Origin of the sequence: Collinsella aerofaciens (genome assembly GCF_015552075.1) — a bacterium.
GTDB lineage: Bacteria > Actinomycetota > Coriobacteriia > Coriobacteriales > Coriobacteriaceae > Collinsella > Collinsella aerofaciens_Y.
The window spans coordinates 12756-33332 of the sequence record NZ_JADNDZ010000066.1; the positions used below are offsets into that span (position 1 = coordinate 12756).

At 57.1% G+C, this 20577-nt stretch carries 19 protein-coding genes; 6 read left to right on the forward strand and 13 right to left on the reverse strand.

From position 1 onward, the window contains the following. Nucleotides 1–24 precede the first annotated feature (24 nt). Together I2D41_RS04650 and I2D41_RS04655 are read right to left on the reverse strand one after the other, a co-directional pair. Nucleotides 25–243, reverse strand: a complete 219-nt coding sequence (locus tag I2D41_RS04650; RefSeq protein WP_022094153.1) for a hypothetical protein — start codon at nucleotides 241–243, stop codon at nucleotides 25–27. A 21-nt stretch (nucleotides 244–264) separates the two neighbouring features. After that, a complete protein-coding gene (locus I2D41_RS04655) occupies nucleotides 265–3441 on the reverse strand; it encodes a hypothetical protein (protein ID WP_195363697.1) in 3177 nt (1058 codons plus the stop codon). Between the two features lie 198 nt (nucleotides 3442–3639). Here I2D41_RS04655 and I2D41_RS04660 point away from each other — a divergent pair, with 198 nt between their 5' ends. Both I2D41_RS04660 and I2D41_RS04665 read left to right on the forward strand, forming a co-directional pair. Next, nucleotides 3640–4662: a helix-turn-helix transcriptional regulator gene (locus I2D41_RS04660; protein ID WP_195363698.1), complete on the forward strand. Its 1023-nt coding sequence runs from the start codon at nucleotides 3640–3642 to the stop codon at nucleotides 4660–4662. Next, entirely contained in the window at nucleotides 4649–5566 is a 918-nt protein-coding gene (locus I2D41_RS04665; RefSeq protein WP_195363699.1) for a helix-turn-helix transcriptional regulator, read from the forward strand. Before I2D41_RS04660 ends, I2D41_RS04665 begins: the two co-directional genes overlap by 14 nt. On the opposite strand, the gene I2D41_RS04670 is transcribed toward I2D41_RS04665, so the two are convergent. Both I2D41_RS04670 and I2D41_RS04675 read right to left on the reverse strand, forming a co-directional pair. Beyond that, nucleotides 5563–8457 (reverse strand): helicase C-terminal domain-containing protein, encoded by a 2895-nt coding sequence (locus tag I2D41_RS04670; RefSeq protein ID WP_195363700.1) that lies wholly within the window; start codon nucleotides 8455–8457, stop codon nucleotides 5563–5565. The genes I2D41_RS04665 and I2D41_RS04670 overlap by 4 nt on opposite strands. Beyond that, nucleotides 8451–9416: a D-alanine--D-alanine ligase family protein gene (locus tag I2D41_RS04675; protein ID WP_117746860.1), complete on the reverse strand. Its 966-nt coding sequence runs from the start codon at nucleotides 9414–9416 to the stop codon at nucleotides 8451–8453. Before I2D41_RS04675 ends, I2D41_RS04670 begins: the two co-directional genes overlap by 7 nt. An 85-nt stretch (nucleotides 9417–9501) precedes the next feature. Between I2D41_RS04675 and rlmN the strand changes: the two genes are divergently transcribed. Then, nucleotides 9502–10554 carry a 23S rRNA (adenine(2503)-C(2))-methyltransferase RlmN gene (rlmN, locus tag I2D41_RS04680; protein ID WP_055287295.1) on the forward strand — a complete coding sequence of 351 codons (1053 nt, stop codon included), beginning with the start codon at nucleotides 9502–9504 and terminating at the stop codon, nucleotides 10552–10554. Nucleotides 10555–10752: 198 nt separating this feature from the next. On the opposite strand, the gene I2D41_RS04685 is transcribed toward rlmN, so the two are convergent. The 9 genes from I2D41_RS04685 to rpmH form a co-directional block, all read right to left on the reverse strand. After that, nucleotides 10753–11007 (reverse strand): YtxH domain-containing protein, encoded by a 255-nt coding sequence (locus I2D41_RS04685; RefSeq protein WP_195363701.1) that lies wholly within the window; start codon nucleotides 11005–11007, stop codon nucleotides 10753–10755. Beyond that, complete coding sequence (locus I2D41_RS04690; RefSeq protein WP_195363702.1) at nucleotides 10997–11902, reverse strand: ParB/RepB/Spo0J family partition protein; 906 nt, start codon at nucleotides 11900–11902, stop codon at nucleotides 10997–10999. The genes I2D41_RS04685 and I2D41_RS04690 overlap by 11 nt, the downstream gene beginning before the upstream one ends. After that, on the reverse strand, nucleotides 11895–12695 hold the full coding sequence (locus tag I2D41_RS04695) for a ParA family protein (RefSeq protein WP_022093800.1): 801 nt from the start codon (nucleotides 12693–12695) through the stop codon (nucleotides 11895–11897). The genes I2D41_RS04690 and I2D41_RS04695 overlap by 8 nt, the downstream gene beginning before the upstream one ends. A gap of 134 nt (nucleotides 12696–12829) precedes the next feature. Next, nucleotides 12830–13567, reverse strand: a complete 738-nt coding sequence (gene rsmG / locus I2D41_RS04700) for a 16S rRNA (guanine(527)-N(7))-methyltransferase RsmG (protein WP_229042148.1) — start codon at nucleotides 13565–13567, stop codon at nucleotides 12830–12832. Nucleotides 13568–13663: 96 nt separating this feature from the next. Beyond that, nucleotides 13664–14233: a Jag family protein gene (locus I2D41_RS04705; RefSeq protein WP_117786710.1), complete on the reverse strand. Its 570-nt coding sequence runs from the start codon at nucleotides 14231–14233 to the stop codon at nucleotides 13664–13666. Nucleotides 14234–14278: 45 nt separating this feature from the next. After that, entirely contained in the window at nucleotides 14279–15049 is a 771-nt protein-coding gene (locus tag I2D41_RS04710; RefSeq protein ID WP_195363704.1) for a YidC/Oxa1 family membrane protein insertase, read from the reverse strand. 29 nt (nucleotides 15050–15078) lie between these two features. Beyond that, a complete protein-coding gene (gene yidD / locus I2D41_RS04715; RefSeq protein ID WP_117584026.1) occupies nucleotides 15079–15303 on the reverse strand; it encodes a membrane protein insertion efficiency factor YidD in 225 nt (74 codons plus the stop codon). Next, a complete protein-coding gene (rnpA, locus tag I2D41_RS04720) occupies nucleotides 15300–15638 on the reverse strand; it encodes a ribonuclease P protein component (protein WP_117647809.1) in 339 nt (112 codons plus the stop codon). The genes yidD and rnpA overlap by 4 nt, the downstream gene beginning before the upstream one ends. Nucleotides 15639–15658: 20 nt before the next feature. Continuing rightward, a complete protein-coding gene (gene rpmH, locus I2D41_RS04725) occupies nucleotides 15659–15793 on the reverse strand; it encodes a 50S ribosomal protein L34 (RefSeq protein ID WP_019127408.1) in 135 nt (44 codons plus the stop codon). Nucleotides 15794–16159: 366 nt separating this feature from the next. On the opposite strand from rpmH, the gene I2D41_RS04730 reads away from it, so the two are divergent. From I2D41_RS04730 to dnaN, 3 genes are all read left to right on the forward strand, one after another. Continuing rightward, nucleotides 16160–17491 (forward strand): ATP-binding protein, encoded by a 1332-nt coding sequence (locus I2D41_RS04730; protein WP_229042149.1) that lies wholly within the window; start codon nucleotides 16160–16162, stop codon nucleotides 17489–17491. A gap of 15 nt (nucleotides 17492–17506) precedes the next feature. Next, nucleotides 17507–19231, forward strand: coding sequence for a DnaA ATPase domain-containing protein (locus I2D41_RS04735; protein ID WP_324249162.1), 1725 nt, complete (start codon nucleotides 17507–17509; stop codon nucleotides 19229–19231). Nucleotides 19232–19469: 238 nt separating this feature from the next. Beyond that, nucleotides 19470–20573 (forward strand): DNA polymerase III subunit beta, encoded by a 1104-nt coding sequence (dnaN, locus tag I2D41_RS04740; RefSeq protein WP_138341047.1) that lies wholly within the window; start codon nucleotides 19470–19472, stop codon nucleotides 20571–20573. The last annotated feature ends 4 nt before the right edge of the window (nucleotides 20574–20577 follow it).

The window sequence follows — 20577 nt, forward strand, 5'->3', positions numbered from 1 at the left end:
TTTCAATCATTTAAATCGCCGTATCTACTCTGCAGACGAAGATCCACCATCAACGATTGCCTGCTCGGACTCAGGAATCCCATCGGCACCCGTGCTCTGTTCTTGCTCCACCTCTTCGCTGATTGCGGAGGCGGGGGTCGAGCCCTTCGCACCCACGATGTAGGCAGCCCCAAATCCTAACGCAATGGCAATCAAGGTCAAAATCACGTAGACAGGCCAATGGCGCTTAATATACGAAAACACGTTGACTCCTTAGAGCTCCGTCTACGAACGGCGGATAACCTCGGTCACGACCTCGGATACCGTAGCAATGTTCGTCGGGTTGACATTGTGGGGCAGGTCGTCCTCGGTACGAGCGCAAGCCAGACGCGTGCCGTCCACGCCGGCGATGGTGAGGGCTCGGCGGCTCGCCTCGAGCGCGGCATAGGCATCGGTCTTGGCATAGGGCATCTCGAGCGCGCCACAATCGACATGGAACGACTTGCAGACCTTGCTGACCAGGTTCATGATGCGGCGATCGCCCTTGAGCAGTTGTTGTTCGCCCTCGACCGTCACAACCGAAAGCCTACCGGCGCCGACGGATTCAAGATTGATGAAGAATACGCCGCGGAGCTTATCGCGATGCGAAGCCAAGAAGGCCTTCATGCCGGCGCCATCACAATCCGAGGCGCCCGTTGCCACAAACCAGATATCGTGACCGAGCAGCTCATCATCGCCCATAGAGGCGACAGCCGAGAGCATATCTTCGGAAGAAGCGCCATCGGAAGACGTAGCGCCACCCTTCCAGCCATCGTTATCGTCCTCGAAGTTATCCCACGAACCGATACCGCGACCGGACTTCTTGGCATCGTAATCGTCTTCGACGCCCAGCCAGTCACTCATGCTGTCCTGCTCGTTTTTCTTTTTACGGCCGAACAGACCACCCAGGCCGCGCTTACGAGACTTGGGTGCCGCCGGGGCGGGAGCCGAAATGGTCTCGATCGGCTGCGCACCCGACGCAACGGGCATAGGAGGCGCAACGGGTGCCGATGTGGGTTCGGGACCCTGGGCAGTAGCAAAGGGATCGTTGACCTGTGCGGAGGGGTCGGGAAGGTCGAACAGCGACGTGCGAGACGCAACGTTTGCCTGCTTCATGGACGGCAGCGACGGATCGGGGACCGAAGCCAGCGGAGACGAGGAAGGTGCAGGCGACGGTGCCGACGCCGGATCGGGAACATTCATCTGCGGACGCGGCGATGCCTGGGAGGAAATCTGGGCCATAAGGGAATCGACCGTTTCGTCCTGGGTGGGAGCGACATCGGCAACCGTGGCACCGGAACCACTCGGGGTCGGCATGGTGAAAATCTGCGTGGAGTAAGGCCTCGACTCATCTGTCTCGGGAGCCTCGGAAACCGCAGGCACTTCCTCCTGCTCGGCCTCGGTCGACTCATCTTGCTCGGCTGCCGCGTATTGTTCTTCGTCAGAGTTGGCCTCGACGGGCTCGTCCTCGGCGGCATCTTGGATTTCGGTAGCATCAATAGGCTCGTCATCGTCCACCGCGTCGCCCTGTTCATCGGAAACAGGAAGGGGCTCGGCAATCGCGGTGCCTTGCTTTTCAAACGTTATCGTGGAATCGAACTTCGCGGCATCAAACGACATGGTGCTATCGACGTGCTGCTGAGCCTCGAAAGACGTCGTCGCCTCAACAACATCCGCGGACGCCGGCTGCTGGGACTCAAAGGACGTTGTAGCTTCGGCGGCGCCGACGGGCGCGGACTGCACAGCCTCGTTCTGCTCGAACTCTTGCGCCGCGAGCTCACGTGCCGCCTCGGCTGCCTGCTGCTGAGCGATAGCCTCCTGCTCGGCAGTCTCGCGTGCGGCAGCGCGCTTCTCCTCGAAATCGTCGACAAATTTCTTGCCCTTTGCAAGCGCACCCTTAAAGAAGTTGGAAGCGCTGGCGCCAATCGAAGAGAACGCGGATGCAATATCGGCATGGGGCGTTGCCGCGGGAATCTCGGCCGAGAAATCAGTATCGCTCTCGTAAGACACGCGCCTCGGCTGTTCAACGCAATCGTCGTCAGACTCGTCCGCAACGTCTTGCGCCGGCGCGGCGGGAGCCAAAATGTCCAGTCCTGCCGCGGGATCGATCGCGGACACCGCCTCGGGCTCGGCAACGGCAGCGGTAACCGCGGCAGACTCATCATCCACGGTGACAACGGGGGCAGGCTCGGGCTCAAACGTCGGCTCCTCGCCCTCCTCGTAATCGAGCGTGCAGGACTCGGGAAGCATTCCGAGCGCACGGATGGCATCCGAACCAAAGCGGATGTTGCCGGCGGCGTTGCGATAGAGCTTGGGCTCGGGCTCGACCGCGGCAGGTTCCTCCGCCGACTCGGCAGCGGGAACCTCGTCATTGAACTCTTCGGCCTGGACAGCCTGATTCTGATCCTCGGGCACGATGGCGCCAATCAGCGTCTCGTCGGCAGACGCACCCTCAAAGCCCTCGATCTGCTCGTCGAAAGCCTCGCCCTGTTCGGGCTCGGTTTGAGCGTCGGGAGCAATCGGCTGACCGAACTCGTCCTCGGCGTAGGTAGGCTCTTCATACTCGATGGTGTTGCCGTAGTCGTTTTGCTGCTGGGCCGCGGCATACTCCGCCGCTGCGCGCGCCATTTCCTCGGCACGACGTTTCTGCTCCCCAAAATAGGTATCGAACGGAACATCGTCGGGAAACTCGTTTTCGCCCTGGAAGGGAGCAACGTTGTCCATAACGCCGAGCATAGCGGCGACAGAAGACTTGTTGCACACCGCGCCGGACGTATAGGGAAGAATGTGGCGGTTAGAGATGATGTTTGCCGCGTTGACAAGTGCAACGAGGGAAGCGAGGATCGCGACAATCCACAGCAGAACCTTGAGCGCGCCGGGGAGGGGCAGGATACGCAGGATGGCAACGGCAGCAGGGGCAACCGTGGCAACGGGCAACAGCTTGGCGATGAGCGCACGATACGAAGCATAGGGCTCGCGGGCGAGCAGCTCAGCACGGGGAGAGTCGTAGTGTGCGACAACGACCACCGGGCGGTTGCGCGGAGACGCGAGCGGGCCCGAGGCCTTGTGGTAGGCGATGACATTTTGGCTCACGCCCGTCTTGCCCAGGCGCGAGACTACAGGGCGGCCCGTGCGCTCGAGCACGTAAAGAACGGCGCCGACAACGGCCAGCAAGGTGCCGACCAAGCCGATACCGCCGCCGATGCCCATCAGCAGGGCGCCGGCAAACGCAAGAATACCGGTAACGGCAAATGCCAATCTACTGGGCGCCGGAGCATTGAACTCCTGAACCTCGGGATCAAAGCCGTGGTTGCGGAAGATCTGAGCGATATCCTCGGCAGCCAAGCGCTCTTCTTCGCTGCATGCCGGCGTAATGCCGGTGTTCTGCAGCAGGTGGTTGATATAGTTCTGGGTGTTCGCCATGTGCGCTCCACATCCATAATCCGACAAATAGGCCCAATGCATGCACATTAGAACCGTATATAGTCGAAAGTATACCCCGAGCGAGCGCAAACGACCGAATTCGGGCCATCTTAACGCCCCGAGCGGACAAGGATATAGCCTAATCTCCATATCGGACTAAAATCATGGCAGCAAACCACCTTCCCATGCGAGGACTCTATGACGGCAAGCGACACGACCGCTATTAACAAAAAGGGAACGCCGGAACCCAGTTTCGATAAAACGGCCCAGCGCATCCTCAATCTTTTCTTTGTACTCAACAGTTCTCCCGAGCCGTTGACGACCGAACAAATCGTCTTGGATTCCGATTTGGGGTATGGCTCGGGCAACATCGACTCGGATAAGCGCAAGTTCCGCCGCGATCGCGACAAACTACTCGAACGCGGCATCGTAATCAAAGAGGTTCGCCTCGCCGGCGCGCAAGAGACCGAGGAAAGCTCGTGGACGATCGACCGCGAGCACACGTTTGCGGCAGGTGGGCTCATCACCGCAGACGATGCCGACATCTTGCTAGACGCCATCGACCAGACGCTTGCGGCCGGCTCCTCCGCCTTTGCCGCGCCGCTTGCCGACATCCGGTCCAAGATTGCCTATCTCACCGGCATATCTGCCGCAGACGAGGCGCCGATTCACCGTTCTCCCACCGTCGATGCGGTTTGGAGCGCCTTTGCCGAGCGCTGTGCACTGCGCTTTTTGTATCAGAACGGTCGCGGCGAGCAGAAAGAGCGCACCGTCTGCGTCTACGGTATGTTCGAACACGATGGCACGGCGTATTTCTGCGGTCTGGACAATGCCACCGACAACATCAGAACGTTCCGCTGCGACCGCATCGTCCGTGCTTGGCGCCCCTCAAAGGCATACTCCATTCCCGCAGACTTCAATCTCAACGATTACCTGTTCTTTGAGTTCGATTTTGCCGACCGACCGCCCATTGCGGCAACGTTCTCGTTCGCGCGCGAGTCGCAAGCCGATATGGTCAGCGGTCTCACGCGCGGGCGAGGCGATCTTGCACGCAGCGAAGAAGGATGGACCTGGACCGTTGACGTGCGCGACTTTGACGCCGCCGCCTCATTCTGCATGGCCCATGCCATGGACGGCATGAGGCCCGTTGCCCCCGATGCACTCAAACTGGCGTGGAACCACCTCATCGAAAGGACGGTGCATGAGCATGCCCGCTCGTAAACTCACCAGCGAGCAGAGACTCTCGCGTGCCATCGACATCATGGAAGCCCTCTACGCAGCCGGAAGCGCGGGGCTGACGAGAAATGAGATTTGCAGCCGCTTCGACATTTCCGGAGCTTCGCTGGACGAGATCCTCGATATCGTCTCGACCCTCGCTGATCGCGAGTCGGGCGCCCGCATTATCTGCGAGCGTAACGGCGAACACATATCCCTTACCGGCGATGCGGGGCGCGTGCTGCCGCTGCGCCTGAGTGCCGCCGAAGGCGCCGTGCTCAATCATGAACTTGAATCACTGGGGATCGAGCCCCAGGCGGCGGCTCGGATTCGACATGCTCTCCTTCCCGAAGAGCTCGGCTACAATCAGCGCGTCGTCGACACTGTTGTCCGCGGATCGCACTGGCAGCAGCTCAGCAGCGCTATTCAGGACGGCGTTCGTTGCCGCATTACTTATCGTTCGATGGACGATGCACAGCCGCGCGAGCGCCTCATCGACCCCTTGCGCATCGCGACGCATGGCGATCAGACCTACCTGATTGCCTGGGACATCGAGGTTGATGGGCAACGTTCCTACCGCATGGACAAAATCGAAGGTCTTTCCCTCACCGAGGATTCCGTCGAGCGCCACGCGCCTTCGACCGCATCCCTTCACGACTCCCTCTCCCAAGCGGAGCAGAGCGCAAAGCTCCTCATGCCGCTCGACATGGCAGAGCGTCTAGACTGGGCAGGTATTATGTCGATCGAGCCAAACGGGGCAGGTGCGGCAACAGTGATCGTGCATTACGGCTCCGAGCGTTGGCTACTGAGCCAGATAATCGCAGCGGGCGGAGCCATCCGCATCTTGGATGACCCCGCCCTGTCAAAGCGTCTGTGCGATATGGCAAAAACCCTCGTCTGTCCGCTTTAGCACCGCCGCTCGTGACGTGTGCGCCACAGTTGCAGATAGTGCCCGATCTGCGCCGATTCGATGCGCTGGTAGGAGCTCGTGGGCAGCGACGTTAAGAACTTCTTTCCGTAGCCCTTCGTCACCAGGCGCGGGTCGGCCAGAATCAGCACGCCGCAATCGGTCGACGAGCGGATAAGGCGGCCGGCCGCCTGCTTGACCTCGAGCACCGCCTCGGGCAGCGAATAGCGCGCCCAAGCGCGGTCTTCGCGCAGGTTGCGCTCGCACGAGAGCGGGTCCGTGGGGCTCGAGAACGGCAGCTTGGGAATGATGACGCAGCGCAGCGTCTCGCCGCTGGCGTCGAATCCCTCCCAGAAGGCCTTAAGAGCAAAAAGCGACGAGGTCGGCTCGTTGATAAACCGGTCGCGCAGGCGACGAGGAGATGAGTTGCGCTGCTGGCAGTTGAGCTCCAGACCCGCACGGGCCATTTTGGGCTCAACGCGGGCGTACAGGTCTTCCATGTCGCGCCGATTGGTGAACAGCGTGAGCACCGATCCGCCCATGGCAAGATGGGCGTCGACCAGCACGCGCTCGAGCGCCGTAAGATAGCTCTCACGATCGCGCGGATCGGGGATATCGCCCGCAACGACTACAGCCATGTTCGAATCGAAGTCGTAGCTCGAGTCCAAGTGCAGCGATGTGGATGTTGAAGCACCAATGCGATCGAGGCCGACCGCGTGGTTAAAGTGTTCAAAGCTTTTGGACACCGTCATGGTCGCCGAGGCAAAGATAGCCGTGTGAACCTCGGGCAGCCACTCGGTTGCCAAGGCCTCGCCAATGTCGATGCGCTCTGCGGTCATTGACTCTCCGCCGGCACGCAGCCTGCGATTGACCTGCAGCGAATACACGTAGTGTTCATCGGTGCCGTCGATGATGAGTTTGAGGTTCTCGGCCAGCTCGTGCAGGCGGCGCGAGATATCGCCCAGGTCGACAACAACCTCGGGCTTGTCGGCGGCGACGGCTTGCACCAGCGCGTCGACGCTCTTGTCAGCTTGTTCCAATGCGTCGATGGCAGTGTAGGCCGACTGTAAGAAATCATGCCAGTCGTCAGATTCGCGCAACTCGGGGCCAATCCATAGATTGGCATTGTCATAACCCCCACGGGCACGGCGACCGAGCTCGCGAACGCCATCGAACACGTCGGCGATTGCCATGCTCGCGCGCGCAACCGTCGACGTCGCCTTGGCAGTAAGGCCCAGGTAGAGCGTAGAGCCCTCGGAGGTTGCCAAATCACGGGAAACCTGGCTTAGCGCGCCGGTGCTCGAGCCACCCAGGCGCTCAAACAGAACGCGTGATTCGTCCGCCGACACCACGCGCGCCCACTGACGGCGCGCCTCGCGCTCGATGGAATGGGCCTCGTCGATTACCCAATGACGAATCGGAGGTAAAATCCTGCCCTCGGCCGCGACATTGCGGAACAGCAGGGAATGATTGGTGACCACCACGTCGGCATGCGCCGCACGACGTCGAGCGCCGTGGACCAAACATTTGTCAGGGAAAAACGGGCAGAGGCGACGAGCACACTCGCGCGAGGCCGTCGTAAAGTCGGGACGGTTGACGCTGCGCCACCGAATGCCGAGCGAGTCGAGGTCGCCATCGGCTGATTGGCAGACGTACGCCATAATGACCGCGACCGCCGTGAGCGTGTCCGCCGGATCGCGCTTGGTGGTAATCTCGACCTGGCCTCGGCTCATGCGCTCAAGCTTGCGCAGGCACGGATAGTGGTCATAGCCCTTGAGAGCGCAAAATGACAGACCACCGTCCAGTTGCTCGGCAAGTTTTGGCAGCTCATGGTACATGAGCTGGTCGGCAAGATTGTTCGATTTGGTCGCAATACCAACCGTGATGTTGTTACGGCGTGCTGCCTCGGCAAAAGGCACCAGATAGGCCATCGACTTACCGACGCCCGTACCCGCCTCGATTACACGGTGCGTACCCGTGACGAGCGCATCGCGGACCTCGAGCGCCATCGCGATCTGCTCATCACGCGGCTCGTAGGTGGGATACATGCGATTGACCAGGCCACCCGGCGCATAGTCTGCCTCAATCTCCTCACGACTCGGCATCTTGAGGACCGGCAGTTCGTCGGCGTCCACCCGATCGTCGGCGCGATCGGCCTTGAGAACGTCAGCACGAGCGGCGCTGAGAGAGAAGATAGAACCAGGGTTCTGCCCTGCCAAGAATGAGAAGATAGGACGATAGGACCAAGGCACATCCGGATGCATGTCGGCTAGGCGCGCCATGAGGCCCTGAGGCAAGTCGGTGAGCGCCACGAGCAACACGCGCCATACGCCACACAGGGCGTCGACGTCGGCATTGGCACGGTGTGATACCGAGTCACAGCCAAACAGATCGGCCATAAAAGACAGCTTGTGCGAGGCCAGGCGCGGAAGCGCGATGCGCGACAGCGCCAGCGAATCGATCCAAATATCGCTCACGCTGACGCCGCCTTTGACCGACTCGATAAACGAGCGGTCGAACGTGGCGTTATGTGCGATTACCGGGCAACCACCGACAAAATCGGCGAGAGCGGCTACGGCCTCAACGGCCGACGGGGCATCTGCCACATCGGCATTTGTAATGCTCGTGAGCTCGGTAATCTCGGCGGGAATCAGCTGCTTGGGATGCACGAAGGTATCGAAGCGGTCGACGATCTCGCGGCCCGAAAGACGGGCCGCCGAGATCTCGATCAGCTCATTGTCCTGCACCGAAAGACCCGTGGTCTCGGTATCGAGGACGATCACATCTTCCTCGATAAGGCCGAATGACTGTGTTTTGGCGCGCTCGGCAAGCGTGGCATAGGAGTCGATGACAAACTGCGGCGTTCCTGACGAAACCGCGTCCTCGATTAGCATGCAATGCCCGCTCGACGAAGGCCCATACGGATCAGGCTGTCACAGACTTGCGGGAACGTCATGTCGTCGGTGTGGCGAATCTCATCCGGATACAGCGACGTATCGGTCATGCCGGGAATGGTATTGGTCTCGAGGATAACGGGGCCGTCCTCACTCACGATAAAGTCGCTGCGCGAGATACCCAGGCAACCGAGGGCCTTGTGAGCAGCACAGGCAAGCTCCTGAGCGCGAGCGTAATTCTCGGGTGAAATCTGCGCCGGAATGCGATGGATGTCCGTAGGGTCGACATATTTCACGTCCAGATCGTAGAACTCGCAGTCCTCGGGTTTGCGAATCTCGACAATCGGCAGAGCGCGCACGTCGTCCTCGCCGTACACACCGACGGTGATCTCGGTACCCTCGATGCACTTCTCGACCAGCACTTTGTCGCCGTACGCAAACGCCTTGGCGATTGCCGCGGGCAGCTCGGAGGGCTCATGGACCAGGGAAATGCCATAGCTGGAACCGTTGACGGCCGGCTTCACAAAGCAGCGCTCGCCACAAACCTCGACGATATGATCGATATCGACTTCATCGCCCACCTCGAGCGCGAGGCCGGGGGCAATGGGAATGCCCGCCTTGGCGTACAGGAGCTTAGAGACCTCCTTGTCGGCACCGCAGGCGCTGGCAAGCACGCCCGAGGCCGTGTAGGGGATACCCAGGGTCTCCATGGCGCCCTGCATGGCGCCATCCTCGCCGCCGGCACCGTGCATGGCGATAAACGCCACGTCAAAGCCGCCGGTCGCCATGGTTACCATAAAATCATCGGCAGCCGTGTCGAGCAGCTCCACCGAAGTGTAGCCGGCCTCCTTCAAGGCAACCACGACGTTCTTTCCCGAATTGAGCGAGATCTCGCGCTCAGCGGAATGACCGCCCGCCAAGACCGCTACGTGCATGTTCTCTAGGCTTTTACCCGGCATGGGCAGACTCCTCCTCTATAATTTCTGCAGCTGATACCATATTGTAGCGATACCCTCTACGTTTCCCCAAAATCGAAAGGCTTCCATGAATCCCAGGACTAAATCTCAGGACATTCGCGACTTGAGCCAAAACGATATTCGCGAGCTCGTGGCCGAGCTTGGCCAGCCCGCCTTCCGCGCGAAGCAGCTCATCGAATGGGTCTTTGAGAAGAACGTTTGTTCGTTTGACGATATGACCAACCTTCCCAAGGCTTTCCGCGAGCAGCTTAAAGAGGCTTTTGCCTTTGACACGCCGACTGAACTCACCAAGCAGGTTTCCAAAGATGGCTCTCGCAAGTATCTGCTCGAGTACCACGACGGCGTTTCCGTCGAGACCGTCGGCATGCCCCGTCGTAACAAGCTTTCCGTCTGCGTTTCCACCCAGGCAGGCTGTGGCATGGGCTGTGCCTTTTGCGCTACCGGTCTCAACGGCCTCAAGCGCTCTCTGACCGCTCAAGAGATCGTCGACCAGGTACTTCATGTATCCAACGACTTTGGCGAGCGCGCCACGAGCGTTGTCTTCATGGGCCAGGGCGAGCCGTTTGCCAACTACGACGAGGTTCTCAAGGCGCTGCGAATCCTCAACGACCCCGATGGCATCGGTATCGGCGCTCGTCACCTCACCGTCTCTACCAGCGGCGTTATTCCCGGTATTCGCAAATTTGCCGACATCCCCGAGCAGTTCACACTTGCCGTTTCCCTGCATTCCGCCATCCAGTCGACGCGCAATAAGCTCATGCCCGGTGTTAAGAAGTACACGCTGCTTCGCCTTCACGAAGCGCTTCAGCTCTACACCGAGAAGACCGGCCGCCGCCCGACCTATGAGTATGCCATGATCGAAGGCGTCAACGATACGAATCCCGAAATGCAGGCGCTCTGCGACTTCTGCGAGGGAACGCTGTGCCACGTTAACCTCATTCAGCTTAACGACATCGAGGGTAGCCCGCTCAAGCCGTCGCCGATTCATAAGGTTGAGGATCTTCAGCGTCGTCTTGAGTCCCGTGGCATCGAGACCACGATTCGTAACTCCCGTGGTAACGATATTGACGCCGCTTGCGGACAGCTGAAGCAGCGCTTCAAAGTTCAGAAGAACGCATAGGGGAGTCGCATCCCAAAACGTTTCATGTGAAACATCGAACGACCCCGGTTACAGAATATGCAACCGGGGTCGTTTCATTTATTGACCTTAATTTTGAATCAGCTGCTACCTGTCCCATTTTTACGGCCAAAATAAGGGGTCCTTGTCTCATGAATCAGACAAGGACCCCTCAAAATATGCTGAGTAATTGTTAGGTACCTAATAGCCTACATTTTCCCATTGGTTGCTGACCCAACCTTGATTAATCTTGGGATTCTTCGTTACCTGAGCAGTACGCATGGCAACATCTTCTGTCATAACATCCATTTTCTTTTTGGAAGTATCGACGATATCTTGCGCGCTACGAAGCAAACGACCTCGAAGTTCATCGTCTGTCGCGATCATATAGCCAGCAAAGGCACCAGCCGCGACAGTCGTCACCAATGCAATCGCTGTTAAAATCTTATTCCTCATCTTGGCCTCCTTGATCAAACTGAATCATTTCGCCAAGAATACGAGAGAGCTCTTCCTCGTCTTTAAACTCAATCTCAATCTTATTCTTTCCACGCGAGCTCTTCACACGCACGTTAGTATTAAAAACCTGACGAAGCACGCGGGCAGCCTTTTTAAAAGACTGAGGCGTTGCAGGCCTCGGCGTCTTAGGTGTCTCTCCGGCAGAAAACAACGGAGCAAGATTTTCTGTCGCTCTTACGGAAAGGCCCTCTGTAACAACTTTCTCTGCAAGTCGAATACGCGCGTCCTCATAGGGAACTGCAAGAATCGCACGTGCATGACCAGCAGTAAGTTTGCCCTCAAAAATCATCTGCTGAACTACTTCGGGGAGATCGAGAAGACGCAGCGAGTTTGTAATTGCAGAGCGAGACTTGCTTACTGCCTTCGACAATGCCTCCTGGGTCATCCCGCTGGCATCAATGAGTTGGCGATAGCCCTTAGCCTCTTCGACGGGATTCAGATCAGAACGCTGAAGGTTTTCGATAAGAGCAAGAGCCAGCATCTCTTCATCATTTACATCTTTAATGATGACTGGCAATTCTTCAAGGCCAGCAAGCTTTGACGCCTGGTAACGACGCTCACCAGCGATGATCTCATAGCCGTTTCCATGCTTGCGAACCAAAAGCGGCTGCAAAACGCCATGTTCTTGGATTGACTCGCTCAACTCGCGAAGTTCAGTTTCGTTAAAGTGAATTCGCGGCTGATTAGGGTTGGGAACGATATCCTCAATAGGTAGTTTTGTTTCAGATGCGGCATTTGAAGCCGATGCAGCCGAACCGCCGGTCTCATACTCGGCCTCTGAGACCAAAGCATTGAGTCCACGTCCCAATCCGCCACGTTTCTTTACACTAGGCACGCTTGATCACCTCTTTTGCAAGGTTCATATATGCTTTTGCACCCTTATTTTGAGGTGCATAGGTAATTACCGGTTCTCCAAAAGACGGAGCTTCGGAGATTTTAACCGTACGGGGGATTAGCGTCTTAAACGCCTTATCACCAAAGTACGATTGAACCTCCTCAACAACCTGATTCGATAGTGAAGTACGCGAGTCATACATTGTCATAAGCACACCATAGGTGTCTAAGCCCTTGTTCAGCCGTGATTTGACCATCTTCATTGACTCAAGCAGCTTCGTAACGCCCTCGAGTGCGTAATATTCGCACTGGATCGGAATCAAAACGCTGTCTGCTGCGGTCAAAGCGTTGATGGTAAGCAGGCCGAGCGAAGGAGGACAGTCAATGAAAATAAAGTCAAACTCGTCCTGAATCGGCTCAAGCAAATCTTTGAGGCGGGTTTCACGAGCAATTGCGCTTACGAGCTCAATTTCCGCGCCTGCAAGTTGAATTGTAGCCGGAATAACGAATACCTTTTTACAATTTGTATCAAGAACAAGCGATTCTGCCGGCACATCATTCAACAATGCATCATAGATGCAGTGATCAAGGTCTTCTTTTTCAATTCCGAATCCACTGGTGCTGTTTCCCTGCGGATCAAAATCGACAATCAGTGTCTTACGACCCTGCTCACCCAGTGCTGCTGCAAGGTTTACAGCCGTCGTTGACTTACCGACGCCGCCTTTTTGATTGATGATTGCAATGATACGCGTGTCTTTTGCGCTCTTAGAACGCTTAACGTCGCGAAATCCCACGGTCCCTCCTGGTGTATATTAAAGCTGTCAAACGGAGGATGTTTCACGTGAAACATTCCGAATCGATCTCAACCGCCATGTTTCACGTGAAACAATGCAAGTTGTTAGTATCCATTATGTTTCACGTGAAACATCTAGGCAAGCGGATTCTTCTTTGCCATGCCATTTGCACGAGGCAATGAAACGGATGCTAAATGACTCTTCTTAAGAACAATGAACTCCCTGTGACCCAAGCCCTCTGGCAAATCGATTGAGTCATTCAGAAGCAAAGTGAAGCCACAGATCTTAGCGGCCGACATGCCGGAAGCAAGCTCCTCATCAGATGGATTGCCCTTCGTGATAACAAATAACCCACCATCTTTGAGATACGGAGCCGCATACTCAACAAGAATCGGTAGAGGGGCCAGCGCGCGCGCGGTTACGACAGAGAACTGCTTCTTATGGCTTCGAGCATATTCTTCAAGGCGACCATGGACTGCATGACCATATTTCAATCCGAGAGCATGAACAAAAGAATTGACAGCATCAACCTTTTTGCCAACAGAGTCAATATAAGTAGCTTTACGATGCGTGGTTATCGTTAATGGAATACCAGGGAAGCCTGCGCCTGTTCCCATATCGAGCAAAGCTCCATCAGGAGCCTTATTGACATAAGGAAGCAAAACAAGTGAGTCGAGGATATGAAGTACCGCAGCATCTTCAACTTTAAGAATACGAGTGAGATTGGTTGTCTTATTTGTTTCCAGAACCAAATCCAAATGCTGGATACATTTCCTCAGCTCAGCATCAGTTACGCTCAAGGAATACTCTTTGCAATAGGAAGTTAGACGGCTGAGCATCTCGTCAGCCTGCTGATCTGTAAGTACAAACAACAGAAGCTCCTTTCTGACAAAAATCAGTGTATCGAGAACTTTTGACAAAAAAAGGGGACGTGGAAACCACGCCCCCTTAGCATAAGCTCGAGTAGATTATCGAGCAACAATCACCACATGGCGATCAGGGTCAGAACCCTCAGAATGGGTATCGACAGCATCATTGCCACGAAGTGCAATATGAACCAGTCGGCGCTCATAGGCATTCATGGGCGGAAGCGAAACACTCTTATGAGTGCGGATGGCACGCTCTGCGGCAGACTGAGCCATAGAGGCAACCTTGTCCTGACGACGGCTCTTGTAGCCCTCAACGTCAACCACAACCGGATACCTAAAGCCAAGCTTGCGGCTCACCAGCAAAGAGAACATGACCTGAAGAGCATCAAGGGTACGACCATGACGGCCAATGAGAACAGCAAGATCAGGAGCCGTAACATCCAAAATCAGCTCGCCCTCGTCGCCCTCGTACTCATCAATAGGAGAGTTGGCGGCATCGAAGTGCGAAAGGATGGAACGCAGAATGGAAATCGCAACATCGGCAATGGTGTCGAGCTCCTCGTCGGTCAGCTCTTCACCGGCCTTGTAGCGCTGTGCAATCTCGGGATAATCGCCCGCAATCTGCGGGGCAACCTCCTCAAGCATATCCTCGATGATCTCTTCAGACATAACGTACTCCAAAAGTTAGGTACCTAAATAAGATTGATATCCCGACTACTTCTTCTTGTGCGGACGCGGCTTCTTCTCGCGACGGGTAACCTCGACCTGCAGCGGAGCGTTCTTGAGGCGCTCCTCCTCATCGGCCTTGGCCTTGTCGATAACCTTCTGTGTCACGAAGATCTGCTGGATAACCTGCCAGGCAGAAGACACATCGTAGTACAGCAGAACGCCGACGGGCAGGCTCCAGCCCATCCAAAGCATCATGACGGTCATGACGACAGCCATCATGCGCATGCTCTGGGCCTGCTGACCAGTCTGATTGCGAGACATATACAGCTGCGGAATCAGGGTCAAGACAGCGAACAGAATCAGGCAAACCAGCGCAGGCAGCGCAACCATAAAGCCATCGGCAAAGGAAGCGCTCGGCGTGGTGGTAAGGTCAGGCAGGATGTTGAAGAACGAGAACGTGCCGTCGCTAAAGTAGTTCGGCAGGTTACGCAGCAGCGTAAACAGGGCGAACAGGACAGGCATCTGGATCAACAGCGGCAGACAACCAGCCATGGGGTTGAACTTGTTCTCGCTGTAGAACTTCTGCATCTCCTCGGCCTGACGCTGGGGATCGTCGGCATAGCGCTCCTGGATCTCGAGCATCTTAGGCTGCAGCACCTGCATGCGAGCCGTCGACTTGGTCGACTTGAGCATGAGCGGCGTCAGCAGCAGACGGATGATGACCACCAGGATGATGATGGACAGGCCCCAGTCGACCGCAAAGGTCTGGATGAGCTTGAGCAGCTCGAAAAGGATGTTAACGATCCAATCCCACATGTAAGTTTTCCTCCGATAGCGAGTGCCCGCTAAGGCACAGGGTCATAACCGCCGACGTGCAGGGGATTGCAGCGAGCGATGCGCCTCACGGCAAGCCAGCAGCCTCTCAAAACACCGTACTTCTCAATCGCCTGGATAGCGTATTGCGAGCACGTTGGGTAATAAATGCAGGCGTCAGGCAATAAGGGCGAAATAACCTGTTGATATATGCGAATAGGAGCGATGGCAACACGTCGCAAAACGTGATTGCTCATCGCTCCTCCCCGGCAACGCCGGCGCGTTTCATAAGCGAACGCAACGCCTTGTCCATCTCCTGCGGCGAGGAAACCCTCGTCTTGGGAGTCGCGAACAAGATGATGTCATGACCCGCAACGGGAAATCCACAGCTGCGGGCGGCCTCGCGCATCACACGCTTAGATCGGTTGCGCACCACAGCACAACCGAGTCGTTTAGCACCAACGAAGGCGACCCTTCCGGAGTCGCCTTCGCCAACCGATTCACATATGGTCATTCGAATCAGAGGGTGATTGAAACGACGCCCCTGACTGAACACATGCTCGAAATCTTGCCGAGACTTAATAGTCTTCATGCGAGATGTGTGTATCGCTGCTAGACAGTGAGACGCTTGCGGCCCTTGGCGCGACGACGGGCGAGCACGGCACGACCACCCTTAGTGGCCATACGGGCACGGAAGCCATGGGTCTTGGCACGCTTACGCTTATTAGGCTGATACGTACGCTTCATCTTAAGTTCCTCCTGCTGCATTTCGAGCGTCCGCGGGGGCGCGGACGCAGATATAGACACGTGAGCTTGAAGATTGTAGGGAAATCAATGTTCAAATGTCAAGAAATCAAAGGTAAAAGGTTGCAAAGAGTACACGGTTCCCCCATAAGCAGAACCAGCACTTGAGGCAGCAGGCAACTTTTCACGAAATTTCATCGAGTTTTCAACAGGTCATGTTGGAAATGTTGAGAACTTTTCGTCCGTTTTCCAAAGTTTTCAACAGGTTTTGAAAACTTGTCGAAAGATGAGAAACATTGCGCAGTGAGCTACTATTTGTTCAAAACCTTTTGAAAGATTGCGAGCGGCATGTCTGACGACTTCTACACCATGGTCGATTCCGGTGATCCGGCACCCGACAACGAGCACATCACCGGCGTGCGCGAAGAGCGTGCGGAAGGCGAGCAGACGACCACGCAGGCGCCAAAAGCCATGTACGCCGCGCGCATCGCCGTCTATGACGACATGCTGTCGACACCGCGGGTGATCGTCATTGATCCGCAAGATGTCCGCACGTATTTGGAAGAGACGACCAACACCGTCTACCAGTGCATGAAAGAACAAGGTGGCCACATCTCGCTCATGGTCATCCGCGAGATTGTCGAAAACTTTATCCACGCACACTTTGCCGAGCCCATCATCTCGATTCTGGACGGCGGAGACACCATCCGCTTTGCTGACCAAGGACCCGGCATCGACGACAAGGAACGTGCTTTCGACTTTGGCGTTACCAGCGCAAACAGCAAGATGAAGCGCTATATCCGTGGAACCGGAGCAGGGTTTCCCATGGTGCAGGAGTATTTGGAAAACGCCGGCGGTGCCGTATCCATCGAGGACAACATGGGCAACGGCACCGTGGTTACGGTAAGCCTGAACCCTAAACGCGTGCAGGAAATCGAGCGTGCCGGCGGACGCGGCGCTGCCGTGCGGCCCGAGACGGAGCAGCCCACATATCCCCTGCCGGGAGCTTTTGCGCAGCAGCCCGTGGCAACGCAGCAGATGCAGCCCCCCGTGGGACAGATGCAGCAGCCCGGAATGCTTCCCACACAAGAACCCCAGGCGGCATCTATGTCGATGCCGCCAAACATGCCAGAGGCCATGCCGCTGGCTGATCAGGATGCAGCAGCAATGCAGCAGGCGACGGGGGCGCCGGGTGGCCAGCAAATGGGCTATCAGCCGTACCAACAGGGATATCCATATCAGCAGATGCCGCCACTGGGGTATGGCCAGCAGTTCCCGCAGCAGTACCAGCAGGGATATCAGCAGCCGTACCAGCAGATGCCGCAGCAGCAGTACAACCCTTGGACCCAGCAGATGCCTCCACAGCCTTACCAACAGTGGCCTCAAAGTTTTCAACAGCAAATGCCGCCGATGCAGAGTTCTCAACAACCAGCAGCTCAAATGATGTATCCTAATGCAGCAAATCAGTATGCGCAGCCACAACCGGACGTGTTCGTAAGCGATCGCGGCAACGCCGCGCTGGGCTATCTGGCGCAAAATCAAGCGTGCGGTGCAACCGATCTGGCGAGGACGTTTGGAAACTCGGCCCCCACTTGGTCACGCACGCTCAATGACTTGGCGCAGGCCGGCTTGGTCATCAAGCATGGCCAGAAATACCATCTGACCGAACTCGGCGCCGCTCGCGTGCGAGCTCAGAGCTAAAGAACGGGAGAGACAGTGGACGAGGAAGCAAGCATCATCCTGGGGGATGCCATCGCCTTTTGTCAGCGCGACGGCCAAGATGCACGCCTCATCAACATGCTGGGGCAATCGCGCGCCATAAGCCTGACCGAAGATACGCTCACGATCGAGGCCCCCTCGCGCTTTGCCATCGCGCAGCTCAAAAAGCATCAGCCGACTATTGAGGCCTATCTGGAAGAAATCGCCTTTGCACCGATTGCGCTCGACATCGTGGCACCGCAAGGCGCCGCGACGGAATCCGCTGCCGCGACGGCGCCCGCCACGGCTCCCGCTGCTTCCCCGGCGGTGCCGGCCTCCGCAGGCGACGTGCCGACAATCGAGCACCAGCACAGCGATGTTTCCCGTGAAACCATGGCACCGTTGCCGACCGCGGCAGCGACGTCAACGAATGCACCCGTCACGCACATGCCCATCGCTCACGACGCAGCGGCGGGCGCGGATTCGGGCATTGCAATCAAGAACACGCTCTCGGCCGATGATTTTCGTCGCATGATGAACCAGATGAAGGGCGGAGCGCCGACTAAATCCACGCAAGCTGCGGCCCCCGCTTCACCCATGCCAGCGCCGACCGTGCCGGCCGAGCAGAATACGGATGGAGCCCCACTCGCCGCGAACTCAAAATTCACCTTTGAGAACTTTGTCTACGGCCCCGAGAACAGCCATGCCTATCGCTCGGCACTCAAGTTTGCCGCCCTCGCGGACGAGCGCGGCACGTGCACATCGCTGTTCATCTACGGCAAATCGGGCCTGGGCAAGACGCACCTGCTGCTTGCCATCAAAAACGAGCTCGCCGAGAAGTCGCCCGAGATCAAGGTCAAGTATGCCAACTCCCAGGCATATCTGGACGACCTGATGACCGAGTTCGACCGCCAAAAGAAGAGCAACGCCCCCATCATGCAGGCGTACCACGGCGTGGACGTGCTCATCATCGATGACATCCAAAACATCATCGGCAAGCGCGCGAGCGTGGACTACTTTTTCCAGCTCATGGACGAGTTCATCCGCAACAACAAGAAGGTCGTCATCGCGGCAGACCGCGCCCCCAAGGACCTGAGCATGGACGAGCGTCTGACCAGCCGCTTCAACGCCGGCATGCTCTGCCTGGTCGCAGAGCCCAGCTACGAGATGAAATACAAGATCTTGCAGCGCTATTACGAAAACACCATCGTCGCCGCTCCCGAGGCAGGCGACGACTCGCTGCTGGCGGCCTATGGGGGCGACGGCGGACACCTGACCGACGAGCACTTTAAACACATGGCCGAGGTCTCGGGCACCAACATCCGCGAACTCGAGAGCTTTTGCGAGCGCTGCGCCGGCGAGGCGGGCGACCGCGAGCGCGAGGGCGGAGAGCTCACCTTTGACGATATCGACGCCATCGCCGGCCAGTACTTCGACACATCGGCCAAAAAGATCAACGTGCAAACGGTTCAGTCCGTCATTGAAGAGCAGTACGGCGTGACGCACGAGGAGCTCATCGGCCCGCGTCGCAACGCCAATATCGCCAAAGCGCGCCATATCGCCATCTACCTGGCCATCGAGATGTGCGAGATGACGACCACGGCGGTGGGCGCCGAATTTGGCAACCGCAACCACTCGACCGTCAGCACGAGCTACAAAAAGGTCCAGAAGATGATCCAGGAAGACCGCACCGTCACCGAAGACCTCAAGTCCTTGCGCGATAAAATTACACTGCGCTCGTAGGAAAATAGAGACACCTGTTGAAAACTTGTCGAAACCACGGGCATAAGGTGTCTAAAACCCAACCCGCGGTGATGAAAAGTTTTGCGCAGGTTTTGGACGTGGAAAACCACCCCCGTTGCACACAGGTTGTTGTCGATTCTCTTTCTGGGTCTGACCTGCGTCTTTGGGAGTAATCAACAGTTTCGTCAGTGCTATTACTATTATTAAGATATTTATATCTATAGAAAGGTATTAAAAGATGAAGTTCACCGTCAGCCAGAGCTCGCTTACACAAGCCATTGGCGTCGTTATGAAGGGTGTCGCTTCGGCATCCACCCTTCCCATCCTGTCGGGCGTGCTCGTCAAGGCGCAAGACGGCATTTTGGAATTCCAGACCTCTAACTACACCATCTCGATCCGTCATCGCATCGCGGCGCATGTCGAAGAAGAGGGCGAGATGGTTATCCCCTGTAAGATGCTCTCCAATATCACCAAGACCCTCCCCGATGCCCCGGTCACCTTTGAGCTGTCCGAGCGCCAGGTGCTGATTGGTTGCGAGAAGAGCTCTTTCCGCCTGAACACGCTCGATGCCAATGACTTCCCCGAGTTTCCGGCCTATGCCATCGAGAGTGCCGTGGAGCTGCCGACCGATATCTTGTCCGAGATGGTCGGCCGCGTGTGGCGCGTCACCTCGACCGACAAGGCCCGCCCCATCCTGGGCGGCGTGCACATGAAGGTCGAGAACAACACCGTGCGCCTGGTGGCGACCGATTCCTTCCGCTTGGCCGTGTGCGATACGCAGGTCGAGACCTCGACCCTCGAGGGCTCCTTTGAGCTCAACGTTCCGGCCGACGCCTTTAACGACGCGCTGAACATCATGGCCAGCCAGGCGACCATCATGATCGGGGCTACCGACACCCAGGTCGTCTTCGAGGCCGGCAACACCACCTACGTGTCGCGCCGTATCGAGGGCATGTACCCCAACTACAAGCAGCTCATCCCCGATTCGTGCGTGACGAGCGTCAAGATCGACGTCGCCGCCTTTAACGCCGCCCTCAAGCGCGTGGCCGTTATCGCGAGCGCCAACCCCGCCGTCAAGTTCGAGATCGATGTCGAGAACGGGCAGATGGGCCTGTCCTCCATTTCCAATGACCAGGACCTTGCGCAGGAGACGATCGATGTCGAGGCCGAGGGCGAGTCGGGTACCATCGCCTTCAACTACCACTACATCTTCGGCTGCCTCAATGCCCTGTCCAAGGAGAAGGAGATCACGCTGGAGCTCAAGAGCTACTCGCAGGCGGGCATCTTCAAGTCCTACGACAAGATCAACTACCTGTACCTGGTCATGCCGGTCCGCATCTAGCGCT